Origin of the sequence: Paraburkholderia caribensis, from assembly GCF_002902945.1 — a bacterium.
Taxonomy (GTDB): domain Bacteria; phylum Pseudomonadota; class Gammaproteobacteria; order Burkholderiales; family Burkholderiaceae; genus Paraburkholderia; species Paraburkholderia caribensis.
Map to the genome: position 1 here is coordinate 676,322 of NZ_CP026103.1, position 22,251 is coordinate 698,572.

The 22,251-nt window shown below is 60.9% G+C and carries 18 protein-coding genes and 3 pseudogenes; 19 read left to right on the forward strand and 2 right to left on the reverse strand.

The window, feature by feature from the left end; translation table 11 throughout:
- The first annotated feature begins 59 nt into the window (after window positions 1-59).
- The 6 genes and pseudogenes from C2L66_RS32520 (at window position 60) to C2L66_RS41930 (ending at window position 4,572) form a co-directional block, all read left to right on the forward strand.
- On the forward strand, window positions 60-1,211 hold the full coding sequence (locus C2L66_RS32520) for a porin (protein WP_060607581.1): 1,152 nt from the start codon (window positions 60-62) through the stop codon (window positions 1,209-1,211).
- A gap of 239 nt (window positions 1,212-1,450) precedes the next feature.
- Entirely contained in the window at window positions 1,451-2,269 is an 819-nt protein-coding gene (locus C2L66_RS32525) for a flagellin domain-containing protein (RefSeq protein ID WP_054931928.1), read from the forward strand.
- 92 nt (window positions 2,270-2,361) lie between these two features.
- A complete protein-coding gene (locus C2L66_RS32530; RefSeq protein WP_060607584.1) occupies window positions 2,362-3,525 on the forward strand; it encodes a GGDEF domain-containing protein in 1,164 nt (387 codons plus the stop codon).
- A gap of 250 nt (window positions 3,526-3,775) precedes the next feature.
- A pseudogene (locus C2L66_RS42430) lies at window positions 3,776-3,898 on the forward strand (RHS repeat-associated core domain-containing protein); the annotation flags it as partial.
- Between the two features lie 90 nt (window positions 3,899-3,988).
- Complete coding sequence (locus tag C2L66_RS42435) at window positions 3,989-4,291, forward strand: hypothetical protein (RefSeq protein ID WP_054931930.1); 303 nt, start codon at window positions 3,989-3,991, stop codon at window positions 4,289-4,291.
- Window positions 4,228-4,572 carry a hypothetical protein gene (locus tag C2L66_RS41930; RefSeq protein ID WP_224101896.1) on the forward strand — a complete coding sequence of 115 codons (345 nt, stop codon included), beginning with the start codon at window positions 4,228-4,230 and terminating at the stop codon, window positions 4,570-4,572. The genes C2L66_RS42435 and C2L66_RS41930 overlap by 64 nt, the downstream gene beginning before the upstream one ends.
- 86 nt (window positions 4,573-4,658) lie before the next feature.
- On the opposite strand, the pseudogene C2L66_RS42440 reads toward C2L66_RS41930, so the two are convergent.
- Window positions 4,659-4,838: pseudogene (locus C2L66_RS42440) on the reverse strand (hypothetical protein); the annotation flags it as partial.
- Between C2L66_RS42440 and C2L66_RS32545 the strand changes: the two are divergent.
- The 10 genes and pseudogenes from C2L66_RS32545 to C2L66_RS32590 form a co-directional block, all read left to right on the forward strand.
- Window positions 4,797-5,576, forward strand: a pseudogene (locus C2L66_RS32545) (RHS repeat-associated core domain-containing protein); the annotation flags it as partial. The pseudogenes C2L66_RS42440 and C2L66_RS32545 overlap by 42 nt on opposite strands.
- 299 nt (window positions 5,577-5,875) lie before the next feature.
- Entirely contained in the window at window positions 5,876-6,385 is a 510-nt protein-coding gene (locus C2L66_RS32550) for an Imm21 family immunity protein (RefSeq protein ID WP_082670482.1), read from the forward strand.
- A 184-nt stretch (window positions 6,386-6,569) separates the two neighbouring features.
- Window positions 6,570-7,049, forward strand: a complete 480-nt coding sequence (locus C2L66_RS32555; protein WP_060607589.1) for a nuclear transport factor 2 family protein — start codon at window positions 6,570-6,572, stop codon at window positions 7,047-7,049.
- Between the two features lie 316 nt (window positions 7,050-7,365).
- The gene (locus C2L66_RS32560) at window positions 7,366-8,580 is read left to right on the forward strand and encodes an ABC transporter substrate-binding protein (protein WP_054931934.1); all 1,215 of its coding nucleotides are present in this window, start codon (window positions 7,366-7,368) and stop codon (window positions 8,578-8,580) included.
- 107 nt (window positions 8,581-8,687) lie between these two features.
- Window positions 8,688-9,563: a branched-chain amino acid ABC transporter permease gene (locus C2L66_RS32565; protein WP_035995333.1), complete on the forward strand. Its 876-nt coding sequence runs from the start codon at window positions 8,688-8,690 to the stop codon at window positions 9,561-9,563.
- A gap of 8 nt (window positions 9,564-9,571) precedes the next feature.
- A complete protein-coding gene (locus C2L66_RS32570) occupies window positions 9,572-11,500 on the forward strand; it encodes a branched-chain amino acid ABC transporter ATP-binding protein/permease (protein WP_060607592.1) in 1,929 nt (642 codons plus the stop codon).
- 46 nt (window positions 11,501-11,546) lie between these two features.
- Window positions 11,547-12,275 (forward strand): ABC transporter ATP-binding protein, encoded by a 729-nt coding sequence (locus tag C2L66_RS32575; RefSeq protein WP_054931936.1) that lies wholly within the window; start codon window positions 11,547-11,549, stop codon window positions 12,273-12,275.
- A gap of 203 nt (window positions 12,276-12,478) precedes the next feature.
- Window positions 12,479-13,801, forward strand: coding sequence for a TIGR00366 family protein (locus C2L66_RS32580; protein ID WP_060607596.1), 1,323 nt, complete (start codon window positions 12,479-12,481; stop codon window positions 13,799-13,801).
- Between the two features lie 63 nt (window positions 13,802-13,864).
- Window positions 13,865-14,896, forward strand: a complete 1,032-nt coding sequence (locus tag C2L66_RS32585; RefSeq protein WP_060607598.1) for a histone deacetylase family protein — start codon at window positions 13,865-13,867, stop codon at window positions 14,894-14,896.
- Between the two features lie 149 nt (window positions 14,897-15,045).
- On the forward strand, window positions 15,046-15,324 hold the full coding sequence (locus C2L66_RS32590; RefSeq protein ID WP_054931939.1) for a hypothetical protein: 279 nt from the start codon (window positions 15,046-15,048) through the stop codon (window positions 15,322-15,324).
- A 22-nt stretch (window positions 15,325-15,346) separates the two neighbouring features.
- On the opposite strand, the gene C2L66_RS32595 is transcribed toward C2L66_RS32590, so the two are convergent.
- Window positions 15,347-15,955 (reverse strand): CDP-alcohol phosphatidyltransferase family protein, encoded by a 609-nt coding sequence (locus C2L66_RS32595; RefSeq protein ID WP_060610367.1) that lies wholly within the window; start codon window positions 15,953-15,955, stop codon window positions 15,347-15,349.
- A 289-nt stretch (window positions 15,956-16,244) separates the two neighbouring features.
- On the opposite strand from C2L66_RS32595, the gene C2L66_RS32600 reads away from it, so the two are divergent.
- Genes C2L66_RS32600 through C2L66_RS32610 form a run of 3 tightly spaced genes read left to right on the forward strand, consistent with a single transcriptional unit; the run spans window position 16,245 to window position 22,226 of the window.
- Entirely contained in the window at window positions 16,245-19,478 is a 3,234-nt protein-coding gene (locus C2L66_RS32600) for an efflux RND transporter permease subunit (RefSeq protein ID WP_060607603.1), read from the forward strand.
- A 1-nt stretch (window position 19,479) separates the two neighbouring features.
- The gene (locus tag C2L66_RS32605; protein WP_060610370.1) at window positions 19,480-20,718 is read left to right on the forward strand and encodes an efflux RND transporter periplasmic adaptor subunit; all 1,239 of its coding nucleotides are present in this window, start codon (window positions 19,480-19,482) and stop codon (window positions 20,716-20,718) included.
- Complete coding sequence (locus tag C2L66_RS32610; RefSeq protein WP_054931941.1) at window positions 20,715-22,226, forward strand: efflux transporter outer membrane subunit; 1,512 nt, start codon at window positions 20,715-20,717, stop codon at window positions 22,224-22,226. Before C2L66_RS32605 ends, C2L66_RS32610 begins: the two co-directional genes overlap by 4 nt.
- The last annotated feature ends 25 nt before the right edge of the window (window positions 22,227-22,251 follow it).

Genomic DNA, 22,251 nt, shown 5'->3' on the forward strand with positions numbered 1-22,251 from the left:
TTTACGCACCTGTATTCTCGCGGTCGCAATACATTTTTAAACGAGTGATAGAGGAACAGATGAAAAGAACTGCAATTGCGGCTGTTGCATTCACGTTGAGCTCGATGACCATCGCGGCTCACGCACAGAACAGCGTCACGCTCTACGGGCTTATCGATGCAGGCATCGGCTACGTGCACAACGCCGATTCGAACAGCAACCTGACGGGCATGATCAACGGCAACCTGAGCGGCGACCGCTGGGGCCTGAAGGGCAGTGAAGATCTCGGCGGCGGCCTGAAGGCGATCTTCGCGCTGGAAAGCGGCTTCGATGTCGGCACGGACAAGATGGGCCAGGGTTCGCGCCTGTTCGGCCGCCAGGCGTACGTCGGCTTCCAGGGCGACAAGTGGGGCACCGTCACGCTGGGCCGTCAGTACGATCCCATCACGGATACGGTTCAGGGCGTCACCGCCGACAACTACTTCGGCTCCACGTTCGCGACGCCCGGCGACGTCGACAACAACGACAATAGCGCGCGCGTGTCGAACGCGGTCAAGTATGTGTCGCCGAACTACGCGGGCTTCCAGTTCGAAGGCCTGTATGCATTCAGCGGCGTGGCTGGCCAGACGGGACAAGGCTATACGTATAGCGGCGCAGCGACGTACTCTGTCGGCAATCTGTCGCTGGCGGCAGGTTATCTGCGCGCAACCAACAACTCCGCAACGGGCGGGCGTACGAGCTGGGCGAGCAGCACGACGGACTCGATCTTCGACAGCCACATCAACGACGGTTACGTGAGCGCGAAGTCGGTCAGCATTGCCCAGTTGGGCGGTCAGTACGTACTCGGCTCCGTGACGCTGGGCGCGTCGTACAGCAACACGCAACTGAAGGCCGATGCAAGCTCGAGCTTCTCGACGACCGAGAAGTACAACAGCGGCAAGGCATTCGTCGCGTACCAGGCAACACCTGCGTTGATCGCGGGCGTGGGCTATGCGTACACGGCGGCATCGGGCGATACGTCGGCGCATTATCACCAGGTCAGCATCGGCGCGGACTACAACCTGTCCAAGCGCACCGACTTCTACGCCGTCGCAGCGTATCAGCATGCCAACGGCACGCAGCGTCTGTCCGATGGCACGACCCAGGCAGCGCAGGCGTCGATTGGCTCGTACGGCTATAACGGCACGAGCACGCAAGAGATCGCGATTGTGGGGATTCGCCACAAGTTCTGATGCATTGCTGCTGATGCAAAACCCGCATGCGCGATCCGCACATGCGGGTTTTTTTATTCATTTAAAAATAGTCGGTAAGAAAGTTGAAGTAAGCGTAAATGGCATGAATGAAAGGTTTTGCGCTCTCAATTTTGCCGTTATCGAACCGTTAGAAAAGAAGCAACGCCGCTAATGAATGTATTGGCAGGCCGGCGATGCGAAAGGTCTTTAATGGCAGTTATTGAGGAACGAGGAAGCGAATGCTGAACATCAACACCAACATCATGTCGCTGACGGCGAAGAACAACCTGTCGGGCTCGCAAAGCGCGCTCTCGCAGGCGATCAGCCGCCTGTCGTCGGGCAAGCGTGTGAATACGGCCGCCGACGATGCGGCCGGTCTCGCCATTTCGACAACGCAAACGGCGTCGATCAATGCGCTGACGCAAGGGGCGGCGAATGCGAACAACGGCATTTCGATGGTGCAGACGACGAACGGCGCGCTGCAATCGATCGTCGACAACCTGCAGCGCATTCGCCAGCTCGCAGTGGAGGCGGGCGACGGCTCGCTCGATTCCACCGCGCTGGTGAACCTGCAGTCGGAAGTGTCGACCCGCTTGACGGAAATCACGCGCGTCGCGCAACAGACCACGTTCAACGGCCAGGCCGTTCTGAACGGCGTCGGTACGATCAACTTCCAGATCGGCGCATTCGAGAACCAGCAGATCACCGCCGACTTCGGCTCGCAGAAATGGGATGCAGGCAGCCTCGGCATCAGCGGGCTGTCGGTTTCTTCGGCATCGGGCGCTCAGGCGGCGATGAGCACGATCGATAGCGTTCTCACGAGCGTCAATACCTTCCAGGCAACGCTCGGCGCGACGCAGAACACGTTTCAGGCCGCCATCTCGACGACGAACACGCAAGCAACGAACATGAGTTCGGCGCGTTCGCAAATCACCGACGCGGACTTCGCGACGGAAACAGCGAATCTGTCGAAGGCGCAAGTGTTGCAGCAGGCGGGTATCTCGGTGCTGGCGCAGGCCAACTCGATGCCGCAGACCGTGCTGAAACTGCTGGAGTGACGGCGGCGCGGCCTGAGGTATATTGCGAGGTTGTCCCGCAAGCGCACATGAGACGGATGCGTTTCATGTCGCGAGCCCGCTTCCGGAGCCGTATGCCAGCCTTTGATCTTCGCACCGTCATTCTGATGTCGGCAGTCATGCCAGGCTTGATGGCGCTCGTCATGTTTTCGCTGGGGCGCGGTTTTCCGGCAAACATTCGCGGCGTCGGGCATTGGGCGTCAGGTGCGCTGGCCGTGTCGTTGTCGGCGATATTGCTTGCGTTGCGCGGCGGCATCGGCGACTGGCTTTCGATTGTCGTCGCCAACGTCGGCCTGATTCTCGGCACGGGGCTGTGGCTTATCGGCGGTCAGCTGTTTTATGGGCTGCGTCCTTCGCGCCGCTTCGTCGCGCTGCTGCTCGTGACGGGCGTGATCGCCATGAGCTGGATGACGTGGGTTCATCCTTCCGTGGCGGGACGCACGCTGTGCATGTCCGCGATCCTGACGGCGACGTTCGGGCTGAACAGCTTCACGATGCTGCGTTTCGGCAAAGGCAGCAATACGGCGCTCTACGTCGGCTCGATGCTGCTGGTGCAGACGGCGGTGACGGCGGCGCGCGGCCTGTCGATGTTCGTCCCGGCCTGGGCGAGCGTGGGCCTGTTCGCTCCCGACCTGATCCAGAAGATCTATCTGATCACGGGCGCGCTGATGTCGCTGACGGTGACGGTCGGCTTGCTGTTCGCCGCGATGGAGCGGCTGCGCAATCAGCTCGAGCAGCAGTCGTTCATGGACCCGCTGACGGGGCTCCTGAATCGTCGCGCGTTTCTGAGCGCGCATCAACAGGAACGCGAGAAGGCGATGCGCACGGGCGGATTGCTGTCGCTGCTGCTGATCGATCTCGATCATTTCAAGCAGGTGAACGACACGTATGGGCACGCCACGGGCGATCGCATTCTGATCGACTTCGCGAAGCGCGTCGCCGACATGTTGCCGGCGCCGGGGCATGTCGCGCGCTGGGGCGGCGAGGAGTTCGCCGTGCTGCTGCCGCGCGTGCCTCCCGACGAGGCGAGGGACCATGCGGAGCGTATCCGCCGGCGCGTCGCGCAGAAAGACGACGCGACGCTGCCCGGCTACACATGCAGTATCGGTGTCGCGTGCATGGCCGCGAGCGACGCCACCATCGAGCAACTGGCGAGAGATGCCGACGAAGCGCTGTACAGCGCGAAACGCGGCGGACGCAATTGCGTCCAGCTCAGCGACCACGTGATCCTGATCTAGGCGCGCCGGGCGCCTATCATCCGGCCTTCATCGGCAAGATGGACGAGAATATGGCTTTCCAGCTCGGGCATCACTTTTCACGAGGCAAGCTGGGCGTTTCGTCCATTTCCTTACTGCTGCCTATGCGAACTGACGACGATGTTCTACAAGCAGATGTTCCATGGCGGCGGCAAGAGTGACCAGGCTGCAAGGCTTGCCGGATAAGAGGTTGCGGCTCGCGTGCGGGTGAAGTGCGTCCGGGCGGTTTGTTTATAACCGGAATGTAGGCAGGTTCATTAGTAGGGATCCGATTGGGCTCAGAGGCGGGATCAATTTTTATCAGTACGCGCCGAATCCGGTGCATTGGGTTGATCCGCTTGGGTTAGCAAAAGTTTGCTGTTGTGGCGGGTCATACTCAGGCGTCAATCAGGCGTCGCAGTATCTGAAGAATGCGGGTGTTTCGAGAGGAAGGCGGAAAGAAATATTGGAATCGTTTGATGTTGATACGATCAATATGCGCAGTGCGGGGGCAAGTGAATATGGTCTTCGCTATTATGAGGAGAGTAAGGCGTATGCGAAGGGGCGATATCTGTTTGAGATTTTCTCCGCCAGCCGAGAATCGTTGGCAGTCAAACCAGAGTGGAACGATATGACCAAGATACAGCAATGGAAGGTGCGAGAAGGTGAGCCTATGATTGAAGGTCGGGAACCGTCACAAGGCCCATGTTTGCCTCGCGTGCAGGTTCAAAAATTCGCTCTGAATTTGGACGCGCTCAGCAAACCATGATTGGAAAAGATGACAAACTGCTGGATGAATTGAAGGCGGCTATTGCTGAGGTCTCGAAACTTGGCGAGTGTGATGGGATCGAGATTGCACAGCGCAATTATGTGCGTACCGTACTTGAGGAATACCTTAGCTATTTAGAAGGCAGTGCGGCTCAATCTTCTACCGTTGACGCCAATCGGGTTGGGCGGATCGTGGTCGAGTACTGGCCGATGAATCTTCCTGTGTGTGAACACGTGGTCCAAGTCGAACAGAAGCTACGTGCCTTCTTAGGAAGAAAATGAGCAAAGGGCCGCATACACGGCCTTTTGTTTTTTCGCTCGGCGGTAATGATCAGCCGCCTGTGTTCAACAACGATCTTTACGCGCTGTCCGGCTTCGAACCCGGCGTTCTCGATCCACCGTCCTGCGAGCTTCATCCACGGATAAAGTGGCGGCTCGGTTCGCAGATGCAACGGTTCGACGGCGGTCGACGTGACAGTTTTGGAGACCACACTTGGGATTTTACTGAGGTAGTCGGTAATCTGTTGAAGGAGTATGCGGGCGAGCATTACGAATACGATGCGCGCGGCAATCTCGTTGCGAAGCAGTCGCCGGGCAGCGAGCAGCGTTATGAGTGGGATGAGTTTAACCGGCTCGGTGCGGTGAGTGTGCGCAGTTCTGCCGGTGCGAGGCAGGCGAAGTACTTTTATGATGCGTTCGGTCGGCGTATTGCTAAAGACGTCGACGGTGCGAAGACCGTGTTCGGTTGGGATGGCGATCGGCTGGCGTATGAAGTTGCGGGATCGCAGAGTACGCACTACGTGTATGAAGCGGGATCGTTCGTGCCGCTTGCGCAGTTCGTCGCTGCGCCTGTCAAGGGATTAGAGACGCCGCAGCGGCGTGAGTCGGATCGGCATACGCCGGAAGATGATCCGTTGATGAAAGTGTCGACGCCGAACGGGCTGGCGCAGGTGTATTACTATCATTGCGATGTGATCGGCACGCCGCAGATGCTCACGGATGACGCAGGTGAGATTGTCTGGGAGGCGCGTTATAAGGCGTGGGGTGAAGCGGCAGAGGTGATTGACCGGGTCTCGGCGGCGACTCAGGCGCAAGTGCGCAATCCGATAAGGTTTCAGGGCCAGCAGGCAGATGATGAGACGGGGCTGCATTACAATCGGCACAGGTACTATGATCCGCATGCGGGAAGGTTCATATCGAGGGATCCGATTGGGCTGGCGGGTGGGCTGAATGAGTACAACTACGGCAAGAACCCCATAAGCTGGATCGATCCGCTGGGGTTGGCGGGCGTCGATACGTTGACGCCAGGGCCGTTTGCAACGGAATCTATCCCGGCTCGCGGACCGGCTCGTGATTTCACGTTAGAAGAACGGCAGCAGGTTAATGCCATTGGCTATAGGGATGGTTGCCATACTTGCGGCGCGACAGAACCGGGAACAAAGAGTGGAGACTTCATTCCGGATCATCAAACCCCAAATGCTCTCAACACTGATGACAAACCTCAGCGCTTATATCCGCATTGCAGGCAATGTAGTCTCAAGCAAGCAGGTCAAGTGACACAGGAAAAACGGAGATTAGGTGCGTTATGAACAATTTCGTATTCTCGACTTGGCTGAATAGTACGGGAGGGCCGCTCATAGTAATGGAAGAAGCAAGAGCGAATCTATGGTCAGGCACTAGTGGCATGCCGAGCGGTGCGCTGTCAGATTACGACATAGCCTGTAAAACAGCCGACTATGCTGCAAGTCTATCGGTGCATGGGACGGACGTGCTCGTTCTTGGTGACGAGCCGCTACAGACGATGGTTGCAACCACTGCTGATATTCGTTTGATCGTTAGGTGGAAATGGGCAGATAGCGATGCCGATGTTCGTTCAGCAATTGAGCGATTCGATTTTAATGCGGCCACACCAATTGAAAGAATGAACATTCGTTGGTCGGATACCCCGCTCGTCATGTTTGATGCTGCGGATGTGTTTAACGCGGCAGAATGTTTAAGGTTCTCAGCGTGGATCGGAATGAACACGGTAACGACGTTTATTCATGAGCCTACAGTAAGGACATCACTCTTGATTCACGCGATAGCGCCGACGTAGTCACGCAGGACGATGTGGGCTGAAGTCCTGCTACGGAGCGACATTACAACCTGCATCGGTATTCATCTCCCTGGATCACACGCTCGCCGTGCAAATCCAATAAACCTCAAGCTTCCCGACACGACAACCCCTCGCATTCGCGAATAATGACCCACACCGTCACTATTCACATAGAGAGAAGTCGATGTCGAGCACTACCGAAGCACGTCCGCCGCTGCCACCGTTCACGCGCGAGACCGCTACTCAGAAAGTACGCCTGGCCGAAGACGGCTGGAACTCACGCGACGCCGCAAACGTCGCGTTGGTCTATTCCACCGACACATGGTGGCGCAACAGAGCCGAATTCGTGCAAGGCCGCGAAGAAGCGCGCGCGTTTCTCGAACGCAAATGGAGCAAGGAATTCGAGTACCGTCTGATCAAGGAACTGTGGGCCTTCACGGACAATCGCATCGCGGTGCGCTTCGCTTACGAGTGGCGTGACGACGCAGGCAACTGGTTCCGCTCATACGGCAACGAAAACTGGGAATTCGGCCCTGATGGCCTGATGCAGCATCGTCACGCGAGCATCAACGACCTGCCGATCAAGGAAAGCGAGCGTAAGTTCCACTGGCCGCTCGGCCGTCGCCCCGACGATCATCCCGCGTTGAGCGATCTGGGTCTTTGACCTGTCGTTCTGACCCGTAATCCTTCATCACCCCTGTTAGCCGACATCCGCATGCCGGCCAGGCGCGCATCCATTCCCCGTTGCACGCACAACCAACACTCGTTGCACCTGCACCGACACAGTGCCTACGTGCGTAAGCGCACTGAATGTGTTGCCCCTTACGGGTAACTCCGCATAGTGGCAAAAAGCTTACGATTTCTATACTAGGTTGCCATTTCGTATGAAGGCGATATAAAGCACGCCGTTATACGGATCAGGCGGCGTCGGGAGACAGCCCGCGCCCGTCGAAAATAAAGAACATGCTACGGAGACGAACATGGTACTTCGCCTGAAGAGCGTTGTTGCTGCGCTCGCATTGTGTGTGGTCGCAACGGGTGGCTATGCAGCCGATCCGATCAAGATCGGTGTCGACGGTCCTTTCACTGGCGGTTCGTCGTCGATGGGCGTCAGCATGCGCGACGGGGTGCGGCTCGCGGCCGCTGAGATCAACAAGTCAGGCGGCGTGCTGGGCCGGCAGATCGTACTCGTCGAACGCGACGACGAAGCAAAGAACGAACGCGGCGTGCAGATCGCGCAGGAACTCATCAACAAGGAAAAGGTAGTCGCGGTGGTCGGCTACATCAACACGGGTGTCGCGCTCGCGTCGCAACGCTTCTTCCAGGAAGCGAAAATCCCCGTATTCAACAACGTCGCAACGGGCAGCATCGTCACGAAGCAGTTCGCGGATCAGCCGGATAACTACGTGTTCCGCAACGCAGCCGCCGACCGCATTCAGGCGCCGATGATCGTCGAAGAAGCCGTGACCAGGCGCGGTTTCAAGAAGGTCGCGATTCTCGCCGACTCGACCAACTACGGACAACTCGGCCGCGAGGATCTCGAAAAGGCGCTCGCCGCCAAGGGCGTGAAGCCGGTTGCCGTCGAGAAGTTCAACATCAAGGACGTCGACATGACGGCCCAGTTGCTCAAGGCGAAAGACGCGGGCGCGGAAGCCGTGCTGACCTACGGCATCGGACCCGAACTCGCGCAGATCGCCAACGGCATGGCCAAGCTCGGCTGGAAGGTGCCGCTGATAGGCAGCTGGACACTGTCGATGGCGAACTACATCGACAACGCCGGCGCCAATGGCGAAGGCGCGCGCATGCCGCAGACCTTCATCCAGGAACCGAACACGCCGAAGCGCAAGGCCTTCATCGAAGCCTACATGAAGGAATTCAAGCCGAAGAACAACCGGATCGACTCGCCCGTGTCGGCCGCGCAAGGCTATGACTCGGTCTATCTGCTCGCCGCTGCAATCACGCAGGCAGGCACGACGGACGGCCCGAAGGTGCGCGCCGCGCTCGAAAACCTCAATACGAAGGTCGAAGGCGTCGTGATGGTGTACGACAAACCGTTCTCGCACGACGACCACGAGGCGATCAGCCCGAACGTGCCCGTCGTCGGCGAGGTGAAGGACGGCCGCGTGATCTACGCGTACGACGCCGACAAGAAAGGCGGCGGACAACTGCGCACCAAGCAGGCATCCGCAAACTGAGCACGGCATGAAATGCGAAGCCGCGCCCGCCCGACCGGCGGGGGCGGCTTTGTGCTGCATGGCTCACGGCATCATCCACGGGGCGTTGCGATCGAGGCAATTGGACTATGGCCATTCTTCTTCAGCTCATCTATAGCGGCATTGCGCTCGGCATGATCTACGCCGTGATCGCGTTCGGTTACCAGCTCACGTTCGCGACATCCGGCACGCTGAACTTCGGCCAGGGCGACGCGCTGATGCTCGGTGCGCTCGTGGGTCTCACGCTCGTCACGCTGGGCGTCAACTACTGGCTGATGATTCCTCTCGTGTGCGTATTCGGCCTGTTGCAGGGCGCGTTCGTCGAACGGATCGGCGTGCGGCCCGCGATCAAGATCAAGTCCGAATTCGGCTGGATCATGTCGACCATTGCGCTCGGCATCATCTTCAAGAACGTCGCGGAGAACGTCTGGGGCCGCGACGATCTGCGCTTTCCGTCGCCGTTGCCCGAAGCGCCCATCAAGGTGTTCGGCGCGAACGTGCTGCCGATGGAACTGCTCGTCGTAGGCGGCGCATTGGTGCTGATGCTGGCCGTCGAGTTCTTTAACCGGCGCAGCATCTTCGGCAAGGCAGTGGTCGCCACCTCGAACGATCGCGACGCCGCCGCGCTCATGGGCATCAACACCGGCCTCGTCATCACCTTCTCGTATGCGCTGTCGTCGCTGACGGCGGCCTTTGCCGGCGTGCTGATCGCGCCGCTCACGCTGACGGGCGCGACGATGGGCGCGGTGCTCGGCCTCAAGGCGTTTGCGGTGGCGATCATCGGCGGATTGTCGAGCGGCCTTGGCATCGTGGTCGGCGGCGTCATACTCGGGATCGCCGAGACGACCACCGGCTTCTATATCTCGACGGGGTACAAGGATGTCCCCGGACTCGTGCTGCTGCTTATCGTGCTCGCGCTGCGTCCGGCAGGTCTGTTCGGCAAAACCGCGATCAAGAAAGTGTGAGGTCGGCCGTGAAAAAGAAAAACCTCATCGGCGCGCTGCTCGGGCTAGTCGCGCTCGCGGTGTTCCCGGTGCTGTCGGGCAATCCGTATTACATCCACCTGGTCGAGACGATCATGATCTACGCGATCCTGCTCTTCGGTCTCGACATCGTGGTCGGTTATACAGGGCAAGTATCGCTTGGACACGCTGGGCTGTTCGGCGTCGGCGCTTATACGGCGGGCGTGCTCTTCATCAAGCTCGGCATGCCGTTCTATGTGACGGTGCCGATGGCGATCGTCGTGACGGCCGCGTTCGGCGCGGTTCTCGCACTGCCGGCACTGCGCGTGTCCGGTCCGTATCTCGCGATGGTCACGCTCGCGTTCGGCACGATCATCCAGATCCTGATCAACGAAATGGATTTTCTCACCAGCGGGCCGATGGGCATCAAGATCACGAAGCCCGTGATCGCCGGCCATAGGCTCGATGAAACCCAATACTACTGGGTAGTCGCGGCGCTGCTGGTCGTGTCGCTCGTGGTCGTGCATCGCGTGCTGAAATCGCACCTGGGCCGCGCATTCGAAGCGCTGCGCGACAGCCCGATCGCATCCGACTGCATGGGCGTCTCGGTGTACCGGCACAAGGTCTACGCGTTCGTGATCAGCGCGGGCTTTGCGGGGCTTGCGGGCTGCCTCTATTCGTACTCGGAACAGTACATCTCGCCCAACACCTACAACTTCGAGCTGACTATCCTGTTCCTGCTCGCGATCATCATGGGCGGCCGCAAGACCCGCACGGGCGCGCTGATCGGCTCGACGATCATCGTATTGCTGCCCAAGCTGCTCGATGACATCTCGATGTTCCGCATGGTCGCGACGGCGCTTGCCGTTGTCGTGATCGCGGGGGCGCTGTTCTCGATAGCGCGCAAGAGCGTGACGCCGCGCAAGGTCGCGATTCCGATCGTCGGCACCGTTGGCCTCGCGGTGTTCTCTTACTGGATCGACGCGCTGACCGATTGGCGGCTGACGATTTTCGGCTTGATGATTCTGCTGGTCGTCTATTACCTGCAGGACGGCGTGGTCGGTTTCGTGCGCAAGTTCTTCACGCATGGCCGTGTACGCACCGTGACGGTCGACACCGACAAGCCCGCGGAAATCACCGCCGACGCCGTGCTCGACGTGCAAGCCAAAGGCCACGAAACGATTCTCGACGTGCGCGGCGTGCTGATGCAGTTTAGCGGCCTGAAGGCGCTGAACAACGTGAACCTGAACGTGCGGCGCGGCACGATCCATGGTCTGATCGGACCGAACGGCTCGGGCAAGAGCACGATGATGAACGTGCTGACGGGCATCTATATTCCCACTGCGGGCGCGATCGAGTATCGCGGTGATTCGATCGCGGGGCGCACGTCTTCTGCGATCGCGCTGTCGGGCATCGCGCGCACGTTCCAGAACGTGCAGTTGTTCGGCGAAATGACCGCGCTCGAGAACGTGCTGGTGGGTCTGCATCACACCTTCCGCTCGAACTTCGCCGATATCGGCCTGATGACGACGCGCTACCGTCAGGAAGAGCGCGCGGCACGGGAGCGTGCGTTCGGCATGCTGCGCTTCGTCGGTCTGGAGAATGTCGCGGCGGAAGAGGCGCGCAATCTGCCGTACGGCAAGCAGCGTTTGCTCGAAATCGCCCGCGCGCTGGCACTCGATCCACAAGTGCTGTTGCTCGACGAACCGGCGGCCGGCCTCACCGCGCCCGATATCAAGGAGCTGGTGCGCATCATTCGCAAGGTCCGCGATCACGGCATTACCGTAGTGTTGATCGAGCATCACATGGACGTCGTGATGTCGGTGTGCGACACGGTATCGGTGCTCGATTTCGGGCAGAAGATCGCCGAGGGCAAGCCGTCGGAGATCCAGGAAAACGAAAAAGTCATCGAGGCGTATCTGGGCGGCGTGACCGCCTGAGCACGCGTTTCGATCGCACGACAACGGCACGAATGGGGAACACGCGATGTTATCGATCCGCAATCTGCACGCGGGGTACGGCAAGGTTCAGGTGCTGCACGGCATTTCGATGGACGTGCCTAAGGCTTCCGTCGTCACGCTGATCGGCTCGAATGGCGCGGGCAAAACGACGACGATGCGTGCCGTGTCCGGCATGATCCGTCCGAGCGAAGGCGAGATCACAATGGGCGAAGGCGCATCCGCCAAACGCATCGATTCGCTCGACTCGCACCGTATTGCGCGGCTCGGCCTCGCGCATTCTCCGGAGGGACGGCGCGTGTTCTCGACGATGACCGTCACCGACAATTTGCTGCTGGGCGCGTTTCCACGTTTGACCTGGGCGCGTCCGCGCGGCGACATCAATGCGGACCTCGAACGCGCGATCGACCTGTTTCCGCGCCTCAAGGAGCGCCGCAATCAGCTGGCGGGCACGTTGTCGGGCGGCGAGCAGCAGATGCTCGCGATGGCGCGCGCGATCATGCTGAACCCGGACCTCGTGCTGCTCGACGAACCGTCGATGGGACTCGCGCCGATTCTCGTCGAGGAGGTGTTTCGAATCATCGAGCGTCTGAAAGAGCAAGGCGTGACGATGCTGCTCGTCGAGCAGTTCGCGGCCGCCGCGTTGAACGTCGCCGATTACGGCTACGTGCTGGAAAACGGCCGCATCGCGACGCATGGATCGGCAGTGCAGTTGCGCAATGATCCAATGGTCAAGGCCGCTTATCTGGGGCATTGAAACGAATGCGCCGTCAACCACGGCGCACGTTTCATTCATATCTTTAAGGTCGTTGAAAGCTTTAATTCAGCGCCACCTCTGTATTGATTCCTCTCCCATAGAACGTAAGGCGGCTGCTTGTGCAGTTCGCCGACTCGTTACGCATAGCTGTGGCAGAATCTCGCGCGCATCCAACGAACAATTCAACAAGTGCCGGAGACGTCGTGATTCAAGGTATTGCCCGCTTCTTTACGCAGGTGGTTCATCGCTTTCTGCCTGATCCTCTTATTTTCGCGCTGCTTCTAACGGCGATTACCTTTGCGCTGGCATTGGGTCTGACGCCCCAATCACCCGGCGATCTCGTCTTCATATGGGGCAGCGGTTTCTGGAATCTGCTCGCATTCACGATGCAGATGGCGATGATCCTTGTCACAGGGCATGCGTTGGCGACGTCGGGCCCGGTCAAGCGGGCGTTGTCGGCGCTCGGCGGCGTGGCGAAGACGCCTGCGCAAGGCACCATGCTGGTCGCATTCGTGAGCGGCGTGGCCTGCGCGATCAACTGGGGCTTCGGTCTCGTGCTCGGCGCCATGTTCGCGCGAGAAGTGGCGCGGCGTGTGCGCGGCGTCGACTACCGGCTGCTGGTCGCGGCCGCGTATATGGGCTTCCTCACGTGGCACGGCGGCCTGTCGGGCTCGGTGCCGCTGGTCGCGGCCACCAAAGGCAATCCGATGGAGAAAGTGATTGGCCTGATTCCCGTATCGCAGACGCTCTTCACGGGATACAACCTCTTCATCACCGCCGCGCTGATCGTCGCCTTGCCGCTGCTGGTGCGCGCGATGATGCCGCGAGCCGAAGATGTCGTCTCGGTCGACCCCGCGCTGCTCGTCGACGAGCCCGTGATGGAGCGCAAGATCACCGCGCAATCCACGCCGGCCGAACGTATTGAAGAGAGCCGCATTCTGTCTGTTCTGGTCGCGCTGCTGATCGCCGCGTATCTGGTGATCCGCTTCATGAAGAAGGGCTTCAGCCTCGACATCGATACCGTGAATATCGTCTTCCTCGCAGCGGGCATTCTGCTGCACAAGACGCCGATGGCTTACGCGCGTGCAATTGGCAATGCGGCACGCGGCACAGCGGGAATCATGATTCAGTTTCCGTTCTATGCGGGCATTCAGGCCACGATGGACCACTCGGGTCTGGCGGGCGTGATCACGAACTGGTTCATCGAAATTGCGAACGTGCACACGTTCCCGCTGCTGACTTTCCTGAGTTCGGCCGTGATCAATTTCGCGGTGCCGAGCGGCGGCGGGCACTGGGTCGTGCAGGGCCCGTTCGTGATGCCGGCGGCGAAGGCAATCGGCGCCGACCTCGGCAAGTCCGCAATGGCGATTGCCTACGGCGAAGCGTGGACCAATATGGCGCAGCCGTTCTGGGCGCTGCCTGCTTTGGCGATTGCAGGGCTCGGCGTGCGCGACATCATGGGCTATTGCGTGACGGCGCTGCTGTTCTCGGGCGCGATTTTCGTCGCGGGACTGTATCTTTTCTGACGTCGTTCGCAACGCGGTGTCGCAACGGTAGACTGTGCGTTCCTTTGTGCGGCGTACAGAACCATGCAAACTATTTACAGTAGCGATCACCGCTTGCATCAAGGCGTCGAACTCAAGGACGGCGCCGTCTCCGATTCTTTCGAAAAGCCCATTCGCGCGGAGACCGTGCTGAAGCAGGTCAGGGCGGCGGGCCTGGGCGATGTTCTGGCGCCGAACATCTATGAGCGGTCGTGCTATATCGGCGCCCATAGCGAACGCTACGTCGAATTTCTCGCATCGGCATGGGACGAGTGGGCCGCAACGGGCCGCACCTGCCAGGCGCTGCCGCTCGTATGGCCGGTTCGTGGCTTGCCCTCTACGGCGATGCCGCAATTCATCGACGGCAAGCTCGGCTTCTTTTCGATGGATGCAGGTTCGCCCATCAACGCAGGAACGTGGAGCGCGGTGTCGTCGAGCGCGAACTCGGCGCTGACGGGAATCGATGCGCTCGCACGCGGAGACAAGGCGGTCTTTGCGTTGTGCCGCCCGCCGGGTCATCACGCGGGCCGTGAATACATGGGCGGCTATTGCTATCTGAACAATGCCGCGATTGCCGCGCAACGGTGCATCGCGCAAGGCGCGAAGCGCGTCGCCGTGCTCGATATCGATTTCCATCACGGCAATGGCACCCAGGATATCTTCTACGACCGCAAGGACGTATTGTTCGTGTCGATACACGGCGATCCCGCCGTATCGTTTCCCTACTTCTCGGGTTTTGCCGACGAGCGCGGCAGGGGCGAAGGCCTGGGCTTCAATCTCAATCTGCCGCTGCCGAAGGGAACGGCAATGGAACAGTACGCACCCGCGTTACAGCAGGCGGGTTTGGCAATCGCGGATCATGCGCCCGACGCGCTGGTCGTTTCGCTCGGTGTCGATACATTCGAGGGCGATCCCATCAGCCATTTCCGTTTGCGCACGCCGGACTATCTGCGCGTCGGTGGAATGCTCGCGAGTTTTGGTTTGCCGACGCTCTTCGTGATGGAAGGCGGCTACATGGTCGACGAGATCGGCATCAATGCCGTCAATGTACTGTTGGGCTTCGAAGGCCGCGCATAAGCGCGTTGCGAATCTGGCAGCTTCGTCATACTTATGCCAGCGTTGCGCCACTCTTGAAGCGTAAAGTGGACACAGCCGTTGCAGACACCGCGAGCCGTCTGCGACGACTGTATTCGCTGCACAGTCTCTCGCGATCAAGGAGCCTTGAAATGAAGCAACTTCTTCTCAGCCTCGTGGTAACGGCGGGCGTAGCAGCCATGTCGAGCGCATACGCGCAACAAATGCCGGCCGACCAACCGATGGACCAGACCCAGGCGCAATCGGCCGCGCCAGCAGACACGGGTCAGGGCGGCGTCAATTGGGGTAGCGCGGCGCAAGGGGCCCGCAACGTCCCGGAGACGCGTCAGGACGTGCGCCAGCAATTGATCCAGTCCGAGCGTGACGGGCAGCTGCAAACGCTCAATCGCACCGTTTACAATGGCAATTGATCGAGCACTGCATACCTGATAATCAGGGCTTGGGAATACGGATGCGGCTGATCATCAGCGATCCGGAAATGCCATAGACCAGCGTCAACGGATGCAGCACGTGACCTGCAATCCGCCATTCGCCGAACCATAATTGCGGACCGAGAGCCCCCTGCCACGCGGCAATGGCAAGCAGCAGCACGATGGCGAACGATGTCGGAATAGGCGTGCCCTCGAAGTGTGTCACTTTTCCCGTCCCGCCCGACATCGTCTCTGCCGTCACGTTATAGCGCGCGAGCCGCGACACGCCGCACGCCACGAAATACGCAAGCAGAACGCGGTCGTACAGGCCGCGCATCCCACAGCCGTAGCCGATGATGGCGGGCGCCACGCCGAACGAGATCACGTCGGCTAGCGAATCCAGTTCCTTGCCGAGCAGCGAAGCCTTCTGCCGCCAGCGCGCGATGCGTCCATCCAGCACGTCGAACAGCAGCGCCGCAAACACGAGCGCACTGGCGAAATACACGTGCATGACGTTCTCGCTGCCGATGTAACTCATCATCGAAAACAGTGCGCCCGTGCCGCACACGGCATTGCCGAGCGTAAACCAGTCGGCGAGATGAAACTCGCGAATCATCGAAAAACGCTTCATGTTGGCCTTTTTGTCGAACAGTGGAACGAGTATAGCGATCCCCATTGCCTGTCACGCCTGCAAGTCGTGTGCCGCAAAACGCGCGCCCACTCTGAAACGGACGGTAATACGCGCATGCACGACAAATAGCATTCAAACCCGAAAATGGCAAAACCGCCATTTTGGCGCCATCAGTTCGTTGGGCCGCGCGCACTAGCATTTACACCTGGTTGCCGCGGACGCGCCGCAAGACACTGACGCCGCTGCCTCACGTCACACTTGCGCGCTTCTTTCGGATACCAACACCTGTATGTGGATCGTCAATCTCGCATTGAAGCGGCCGTACACGTTCATCGTGATGGCCATACTGATCGTGCTGGCGACGCCATTCGTGCTGTTCACGACGCCCGTCGACGTGCTGCCGGAAATCAACATTCCCGTCGTCAGCATCATCTGGAACTACACGGGCCTGTCCGCCGAGGACATGGCGAACCGCATCACGTCCGTCAACGAGCGCAGCCTGACGACGACCGTCAACGACATCGAGCACATCGAATCGCAATCGCTTGCGGGCATTTCGATCATCAAGCTCTTTCTGCAGCCGAACGCGAACATCCAGACCGCCATCGCGCAGACCGTCGCCGTCGAGCAGGCGCAACTGAAACAGATGCCGCCCGGCGCGACGCCGCCGCTCGTCATCAGCTACTCGGCGTCGAGCATCCCCGTGATTCAGTTGGGGCTATCGAGCCCGCGTCTATCCGAGCAGGACCTGAACGACACGGCGCTCAATTTCCTGCGTCCGCAACTCGTGACGATTCCGGGCGCAGCCGTGCCCTATCCCTATGGCGGCAAGAGCCGCCTGATTTCCGTCGATCTCGACACCCGCGCGCTGCTCGCCAAGGGACTGACGCCGCTCGACGTCGTCAACGCCGTCAACGCGCAAAACCTGATTCTGCCCACGGGCACCGCGAAGATCGGACCGAAGGAATACACGGTCAACATGAACGGCTCGCCCACTACCGTCGCGGGTCTGAACGACATTCCCGTGCGCACGGTCAACGGCGCGACGACCTATCTGCGCGAAGTGGCGCACGTGCGCGACGGCTTTTCTCCGCAGACGAACATCGTGCGCGAGAACGGCCGGCGTGGCGTGCTGATTTCGATTCTGAAGACGGGCAGCGCGTCGACGCTGTCGATCGTCAACACGCTGCGCGGGATACTGCCCGGCGCAGAAGCCGCGCTGCCGCCCGATCTCAAGGTCACGCCGCTATTCGATCAATCGGTGTTCGTGAAAGCCGCCATTCAAGGCGTGGTTCGCGAAGCCCTGATCGCCGCCGCGCTGACGGCCGCGATGATCCTGCTGTTTCTCGGCAACTGGCGCAGCACCTGCATCATCGCCATTTCGATCCCGCTGTCCATTCTGACGTCGCTGATCGCGCTGCATGCGCTCGGGCAGACCATCAACATCATGACGCTAGGCGGCCTCGCCCTCGCGGTGGGGATACTGGTCGACGATGCGACGGTCACGATCGAGAACATCGAGCGGCATCTGCACATGGGCACGAATCTGCACGACGCGATTCTCGACGGCGCGGGCGAAATTGCGATTCCCGCGCTCGTGTCGACACTGTGCATCTGTATCGTGTTCGTGCCGATGTTCTTTCTAACGGGTGTCGCGCGCTATCTGTTCGTGCCGCTCGCGGAAGCCGTGGTGTTCGCGATGCTCGCGTCGTACGTGCTGTCGAGAACCCTCGTGCCGACGCTCGCGATGCTGCTGATGGGTCACGCGCACAAGCGCGATGCGAATGCACGGCCCAATCTGTTCATGCGGATGTATCACCGTTTCGACCGCGGCTTCGAGACGATGCGCGCAGCCTACATCATGGTGCTCAGCAGCCTGCTGGTGCGGCGTCGGATGTTCGGCACGTTGTTTCTCGGCTTCTGTGTGGTGTCCCTGGGCCTGGTATTCGTGTTGGGCGAAGACTTTTTTCCACGCGTCGACGCCGGCCAGATACGGCTGCACATGCGCGCACCGACGGGCACGCGGATCGAAGAAACGGCGCGGCTCGCCGATCAGGTTGAGAAAGTGGTGCGCGAGGTGATTCCGCCCGACGAACTCGGCACGGTGCTCGACAACCTCGGTTTGCCCTATAGCGGCATCAATCTCTCATACAGCAATGCGGGGACGATCGGCACGCTCGACGGCGACATCCTGCTTGCGCTCAACGAAGACCACAAGCCAAGCCTCGGCTATGTCGACCGGTTGCGCGCGATATTGCCGCAGCGTTTTCCGGGCACCGAGTTCTTTTTTCAACCGGCCGATATCGTCACGCAGATTCTCAACTTCGGCTTGCCTGCCGCTGTCGACGTGCAGATCGTCGGCGCGAATCAGGAAGGCAATCTGGACATTGCGCGCAAGCTGCTCAAGCAGATCCGCGCCGTTCCAGGCGCCGTCGATGCGCACATCCAGCAGAAGCTCGACGAGCCCGTCATCAATCTGCAAATGGACCGCACGCGTTTGCAGCAGTTGAATCTCAACGCGAACAATGTCGCGCAGAACGTGTTGATCTCGCTGTCGGGCAGTACGCAGACGTCGCCGGGATTCTGGTTCAACCCGCGCAACGGCGTCGAATACAACCTCGCCGTGCAGACGCCGCAATATCAGATCTCGTCAGTGGATCAACTGTTGCGCACGCCAGTATCGGCATCGTTGACCGGGCCGACGCAACTGCTCGGCAACCTCGTGCAGGTCTCGCCGCAGACCCAGTTCGCGATGGTCACGCATTACAACATCCGCCCCGTGATCGACGTGTTCGTGAGCGTCGAGGGGAGCGATCTCGGCAGCGTCGACAGGAAGATCGAAAAGCTCGTCGATCAGGCGCGCGCGACATTGCCGCGCGGCAGCCAGATCGCGATACGCGGCCAGGTCCAGACCATGCGTACCTCTTACTTCGGGCTGGGCATCGGCGTGGCGATGGCGATCGTGCTGGTCTATCTGCTGATCGTCGTGAACTTCCAGTCGTGGATCGATCCGCTGATCATCGTCAGCGCCTTGCCGGCGGCGCTGGCGGGGATCGTGTGGATGCTGTTCCTGACGGGCACGCATCTGAGCGTGCCCGCGCTCACGGGCGCGATCATGACGATGGGCGTCGCGACCGCGAACAGCATTCTGATGGTCTCGTTCGCACGCCAACGCCTGACGGCGGGCGCGCCGCCGCTCACTGCCGCGCTCGAAGCGGGCGCGAGCCGGATCAGGCCGGTGTTGATGACCGCGTTCGCGATGATCATCGGCATGATCCCGATGGCGCTCGGAGTCGGCGAAGGCGCCGAGCAGAATGCGCCGCTCGGACGCGCGGTGATCGGCGGGCTGCTGTTCGCGACGGTATCGACGCTTTTCTTCGTGCCCTTGCTGTTCGCGGGCATTCATAGCCGGCTTGCCCATCGCAAGGCAATACGCGAGCACGGCGAGCAACAGCATGGTGACGCGCATGGACGACATGGTCGAGACGACGAGCACGGACGCAGCCCGAACACGGACGATTGAGATGACTGAAAAGACGCATTCTTCGCTAGCGATTCCCGCGCGGGACGCTCAGGACGGGCACGCGCTGCCGCCGCGCCATCGCGAATGGCGCCGCGCAAAGATCGCGGTCGTGATCGTGCTGATCCTGCTGGCGATCGGCGCGTTGCGCACCGTCGTGGCGAACATGATGCAGAGCCGCTCGGTCGCGCAAACCACGCAGCAGAACGCGAAGCAATACGTCGATGTGGTGACGCCGAAGCAGACGGACGGCAGCGCGGGCGTCACGGTTCTGCCGGGCACGTTGCGCGGCTACGTCGAATCGCCCATCTTCGCGCGCGCGACGGGTTATCTGCTGCACTGGTATGCCGATATCGGCGCACGCGTGCAGGAAGGCCAGTTGCTCGCCGAACTCGATACGCCTGAGATCGATCAGGAGCTTGCACAAGCCGTTGCGCAGCGCGACCAGATCCAGTCGAGCCTCGGCCTCGCGAAAAGCTCTTACGAGCGCTGGCAGCAACTGCGTCAGCGCGACGCCGTCTCGCAACAGGAACTCGACGAGCGGCAAAGCACCTACTCGCAGGATGTCGCCAATCTTGCCGCTGCCGAGGCCAACGTGAAGCGGCTGCGCCAGCTCGAAAGCTTCAAGCGGATCGTCGCGCCGTTCGCGGGCGTGGTCACGCAACGCAATGTCGATGTCGGCGATCTGATCGACGCGGGCAGCGGCACGAGCCGCGCGCTGTTCGCGCTCGCGCAGTCGGACCCGTTGCGCGTCTTTGTGCAATTGCCGCAGGCCTACGCGCAGAACATCAAGGTCGGCGAGGACGTGGTGGTCACGCAGGCCGAACTGCCGGGCCAGCAGTTCAATGGACGCATTACGCACATTTCCGGCGCCATCGACGTGCCGACGCGTTCATTGCAGGTCGAAGTGACGCTGCGTAATCCCGACGGCAAGCTGAGGCCGGGCGCGTATGTGCAGGTCTCGCTGCCTTCGGGCGCACGCGCGCAGCTGACGGTGCCCGGCAATGCGTTGCTGTTCCGCGCGGAAGGGCCGCGCGTCGCGGTTGTGGATAACGACGGCATCGTGCATCTGCACAAGGTGACGATTGCGCAGGATCTCGGGCAGACGCTCGAAATCGAAAACGGCATCGAACCGAATGACCGCGTGATCATCAATCCGAGCGATTCGATCGAGGACGGCGACCATGTCGAAGTGACGCGACCGCAATCGCAAGTCCAGGCCAAGAGCAAGGCGGCGTCGTGAATCCCCGTATCCTTGCCGCGCGAACGGGCACGCTGGCTCTTGCGGCCACGCTGTGCGCGTGCACGGTCGGCCCCGACTACAAGACGCCGATGACGGACGCGCCGCCCACGTGGCGCACGGATTCGTACTGGCGTCTTGCGCAGCCCTCACATGCGCCGCTCGCGCCGGACTGGTGGAAGGCGTTCGGCGACGCGACGCTCGATACGCTCGAAACGCAGGCGCTCGCGGAAAACCAGACGCTCGCCGCCGCCAGCGCGCATTACGCGCAGGCGCGCGCCACGCTCGCCAACACGCGCGCGCAACTGATTCCGGAGGTCGATCTGTCGGCGTCGGCGGCGCGGCAGCGCATTTCGAAGAACCGGCCCGCCACGAGCTTCACGGTGCCGAACCAGTCGATGGTGCAAAACGACTTGCAGATCGGCCCGACGATCAACTACGACGTCGATCTGTTCGGCCGCATCCGCCGTGAAGTGGAGGGCGCGCGGGCGTCGGCGGAACAGTCGCGCGACGACCTCGCGAATGCGCGGCTCGTGCTCACCACCGATCTCGCCACCGATTACTTCTCGCTGCGTGAACTCGACGCGGAAATCGATGTATTGAACCGCTCGGTGCAGTTACAACAGAAAGCGCTCGACTACGTGACGACCGAGCACGATCTCGGCTCCGTTTCCGGGCTCGACGTGTTGCAGCAGAAGTCGCTGCTCGATCAGACGCGCGTTCAGGCGCAGCTTCTCGTTACACAGCGCGAGGCGTTTGCGCATGCGATCTCCGCGCTCGTCGCGGTGCCCGCCCCGCAGTTCTCGATCGAGCCGAAAGTGGTCGAGTATTCCGTGCCTGCGATCCCGCTTGGCCTGCCGAGCGATGTACTGCAGCGCCGTCCGGATATTGCATCGGCGGAACGCGCGATGGCGGCGGCGAATGCTCAGATCGGCGTCGCGAAGGCAGCATTCTTTCCGAGCCTGACGCTGACGCCGGGCATCGGCTGGCAAAGCACGGACCTCGCGAGCCTGTTTAGCGCGCCGAGCCTGGTGTGGACACTAGGCACCGCGGTGAGCCAGGTGGTGTTCGACGGCGGGCGGCGCGCGGCCAATGTCGATTTCGCCAGCGAGGGCTACAAGGCCGCGCAGGCCAGTTACCGGCAGACGGTGCTGACGGCGTTCCAGCAGGTGCAGGACGGCATCACGGGGCTTTCCGTGCTGGACAGCGCCGCGTCCCAGTCGCGCGATGCCGTCGCCGATGCGCAGCGGCTGCTGTCGCTTGCCAACGACCGCTATTCGGGCGGACTCGTCGCCTATCTGGATGTGATCACCGCACAGCAGTCGCTGCTGACGAGCGAGCGTACGGACGTGCAGATTCACGGCCAGCAGATGACGACCTCGGTTGCGCTGGTGAAAGCGCTCGGCGGCGGCTGGGACGTGCAGCAAGCGGACGCGCAGCGCATGCCGGGCGAGGCCGCAAAGGATGCATCGAACGATAACGGCGCATCCACGACGCATCTGCCGGACTGAAAGAAAGCTGTAGGGGACGGGCTGA

Bases quoted from the DNA above. Each gene is read 5' to 3' on its own strand.
- C2L66_RS32520 (WP_060607581.1), top strand. From the start codon at position 60: ATGAAAAGAACTGCAATTGCGGCTGTTGCATTCACGTTGAGCTCGATG.
- C2L66_RS32530 (WP_060607584.1), top strand. From the start codon at position 2,362: ATGCCAGCCTTTGATCTTCGCACCGTCATTCTGATGTCGGCAGTCATG.
- C2L66_RS32605 (WP_060610370.1), top strand. From the start codon at position 19,480: ATGACTGAAAAGACGCATTCTTCGCTAGCGATTCCCGCGCGGGACGCT.
- C2L66_RS32560 (WP_054931934.1), top strand. From the start codon at position 7,366: ATGGTACTTCGCCTGAAGAGCGTTGTTGCTGCGCTCGCATTGTGTGTG.
- C2L66_RS32600 (WP_060607603.1), top strand. From the start codon at position 16,245: ATGTGGATCGTCAATCTCGCATTGAAGCGGCCGTACACGTTCATCGTG.
- C2L66_RS32595 (WP_060610367.1), bottom strand. From the start codon at position 15,955: ATGAAGCGTTTTTCGATGATTCGCGAGTTTCATCTCGCCGACTGGTTT.
- C2L66_RS32575 (WP_054931936.1), top strand. From the start codon at position 11,547: ATGTTATCGATCCGCAATCTGCACGCGGGGTACGGCAAGGTTCAGGTG.
- C2L66_RS32590 (WP_054931939.1), top strand. From the start codon at position 15,046: ATGAAGCAACTTCTTCTCAGCCTCGTGGTAACGGCGGGCGTAGCAGCC.
- C2L66_RS32555 (WP_060607589.1), top strand. From the start codon at position 6,570: ATGTCGAGCACTACCGAAGCACGTCCGCCGCTGCCACCGTTCACGCGC.
- C2L66_RS32585 (WP_060607598.1), top strand. From the start codon at position 13,865: ATGCAAACTATTTACAGTAGCGATCACCGCTTGCATCAAGGCGTCGAA.
- C2L66_RS32525 (WP_054931928.1), top strand. From the start codon at position 1,451: ATGCTGAACATCAACACCAACATCATGTCGCTGACGGCGAAGAACAAC.
- C2L66_RS32565 (WP_035995333.1), top strand. From the start codon at position 8,688: ATGGCCATTCTTCTTCAGCTCATCTATAGCGGCATTGCGCTCGGCATG.
- C2L66_RS41930 (WP_224101896.1), top strand. From the start codon at position 4,228: ATGTTTGCCTCGCGTGCAGGTTCAAAAATTCGCTCTGAATTTGGACGC.
- C2L66_RS32550 (WP_082670482.1), top strand. From the start codon at position 5,876: ATGAACAATTTCGTATTCTCGACTTGGCTGAATAGTACGGGAGGGCCG.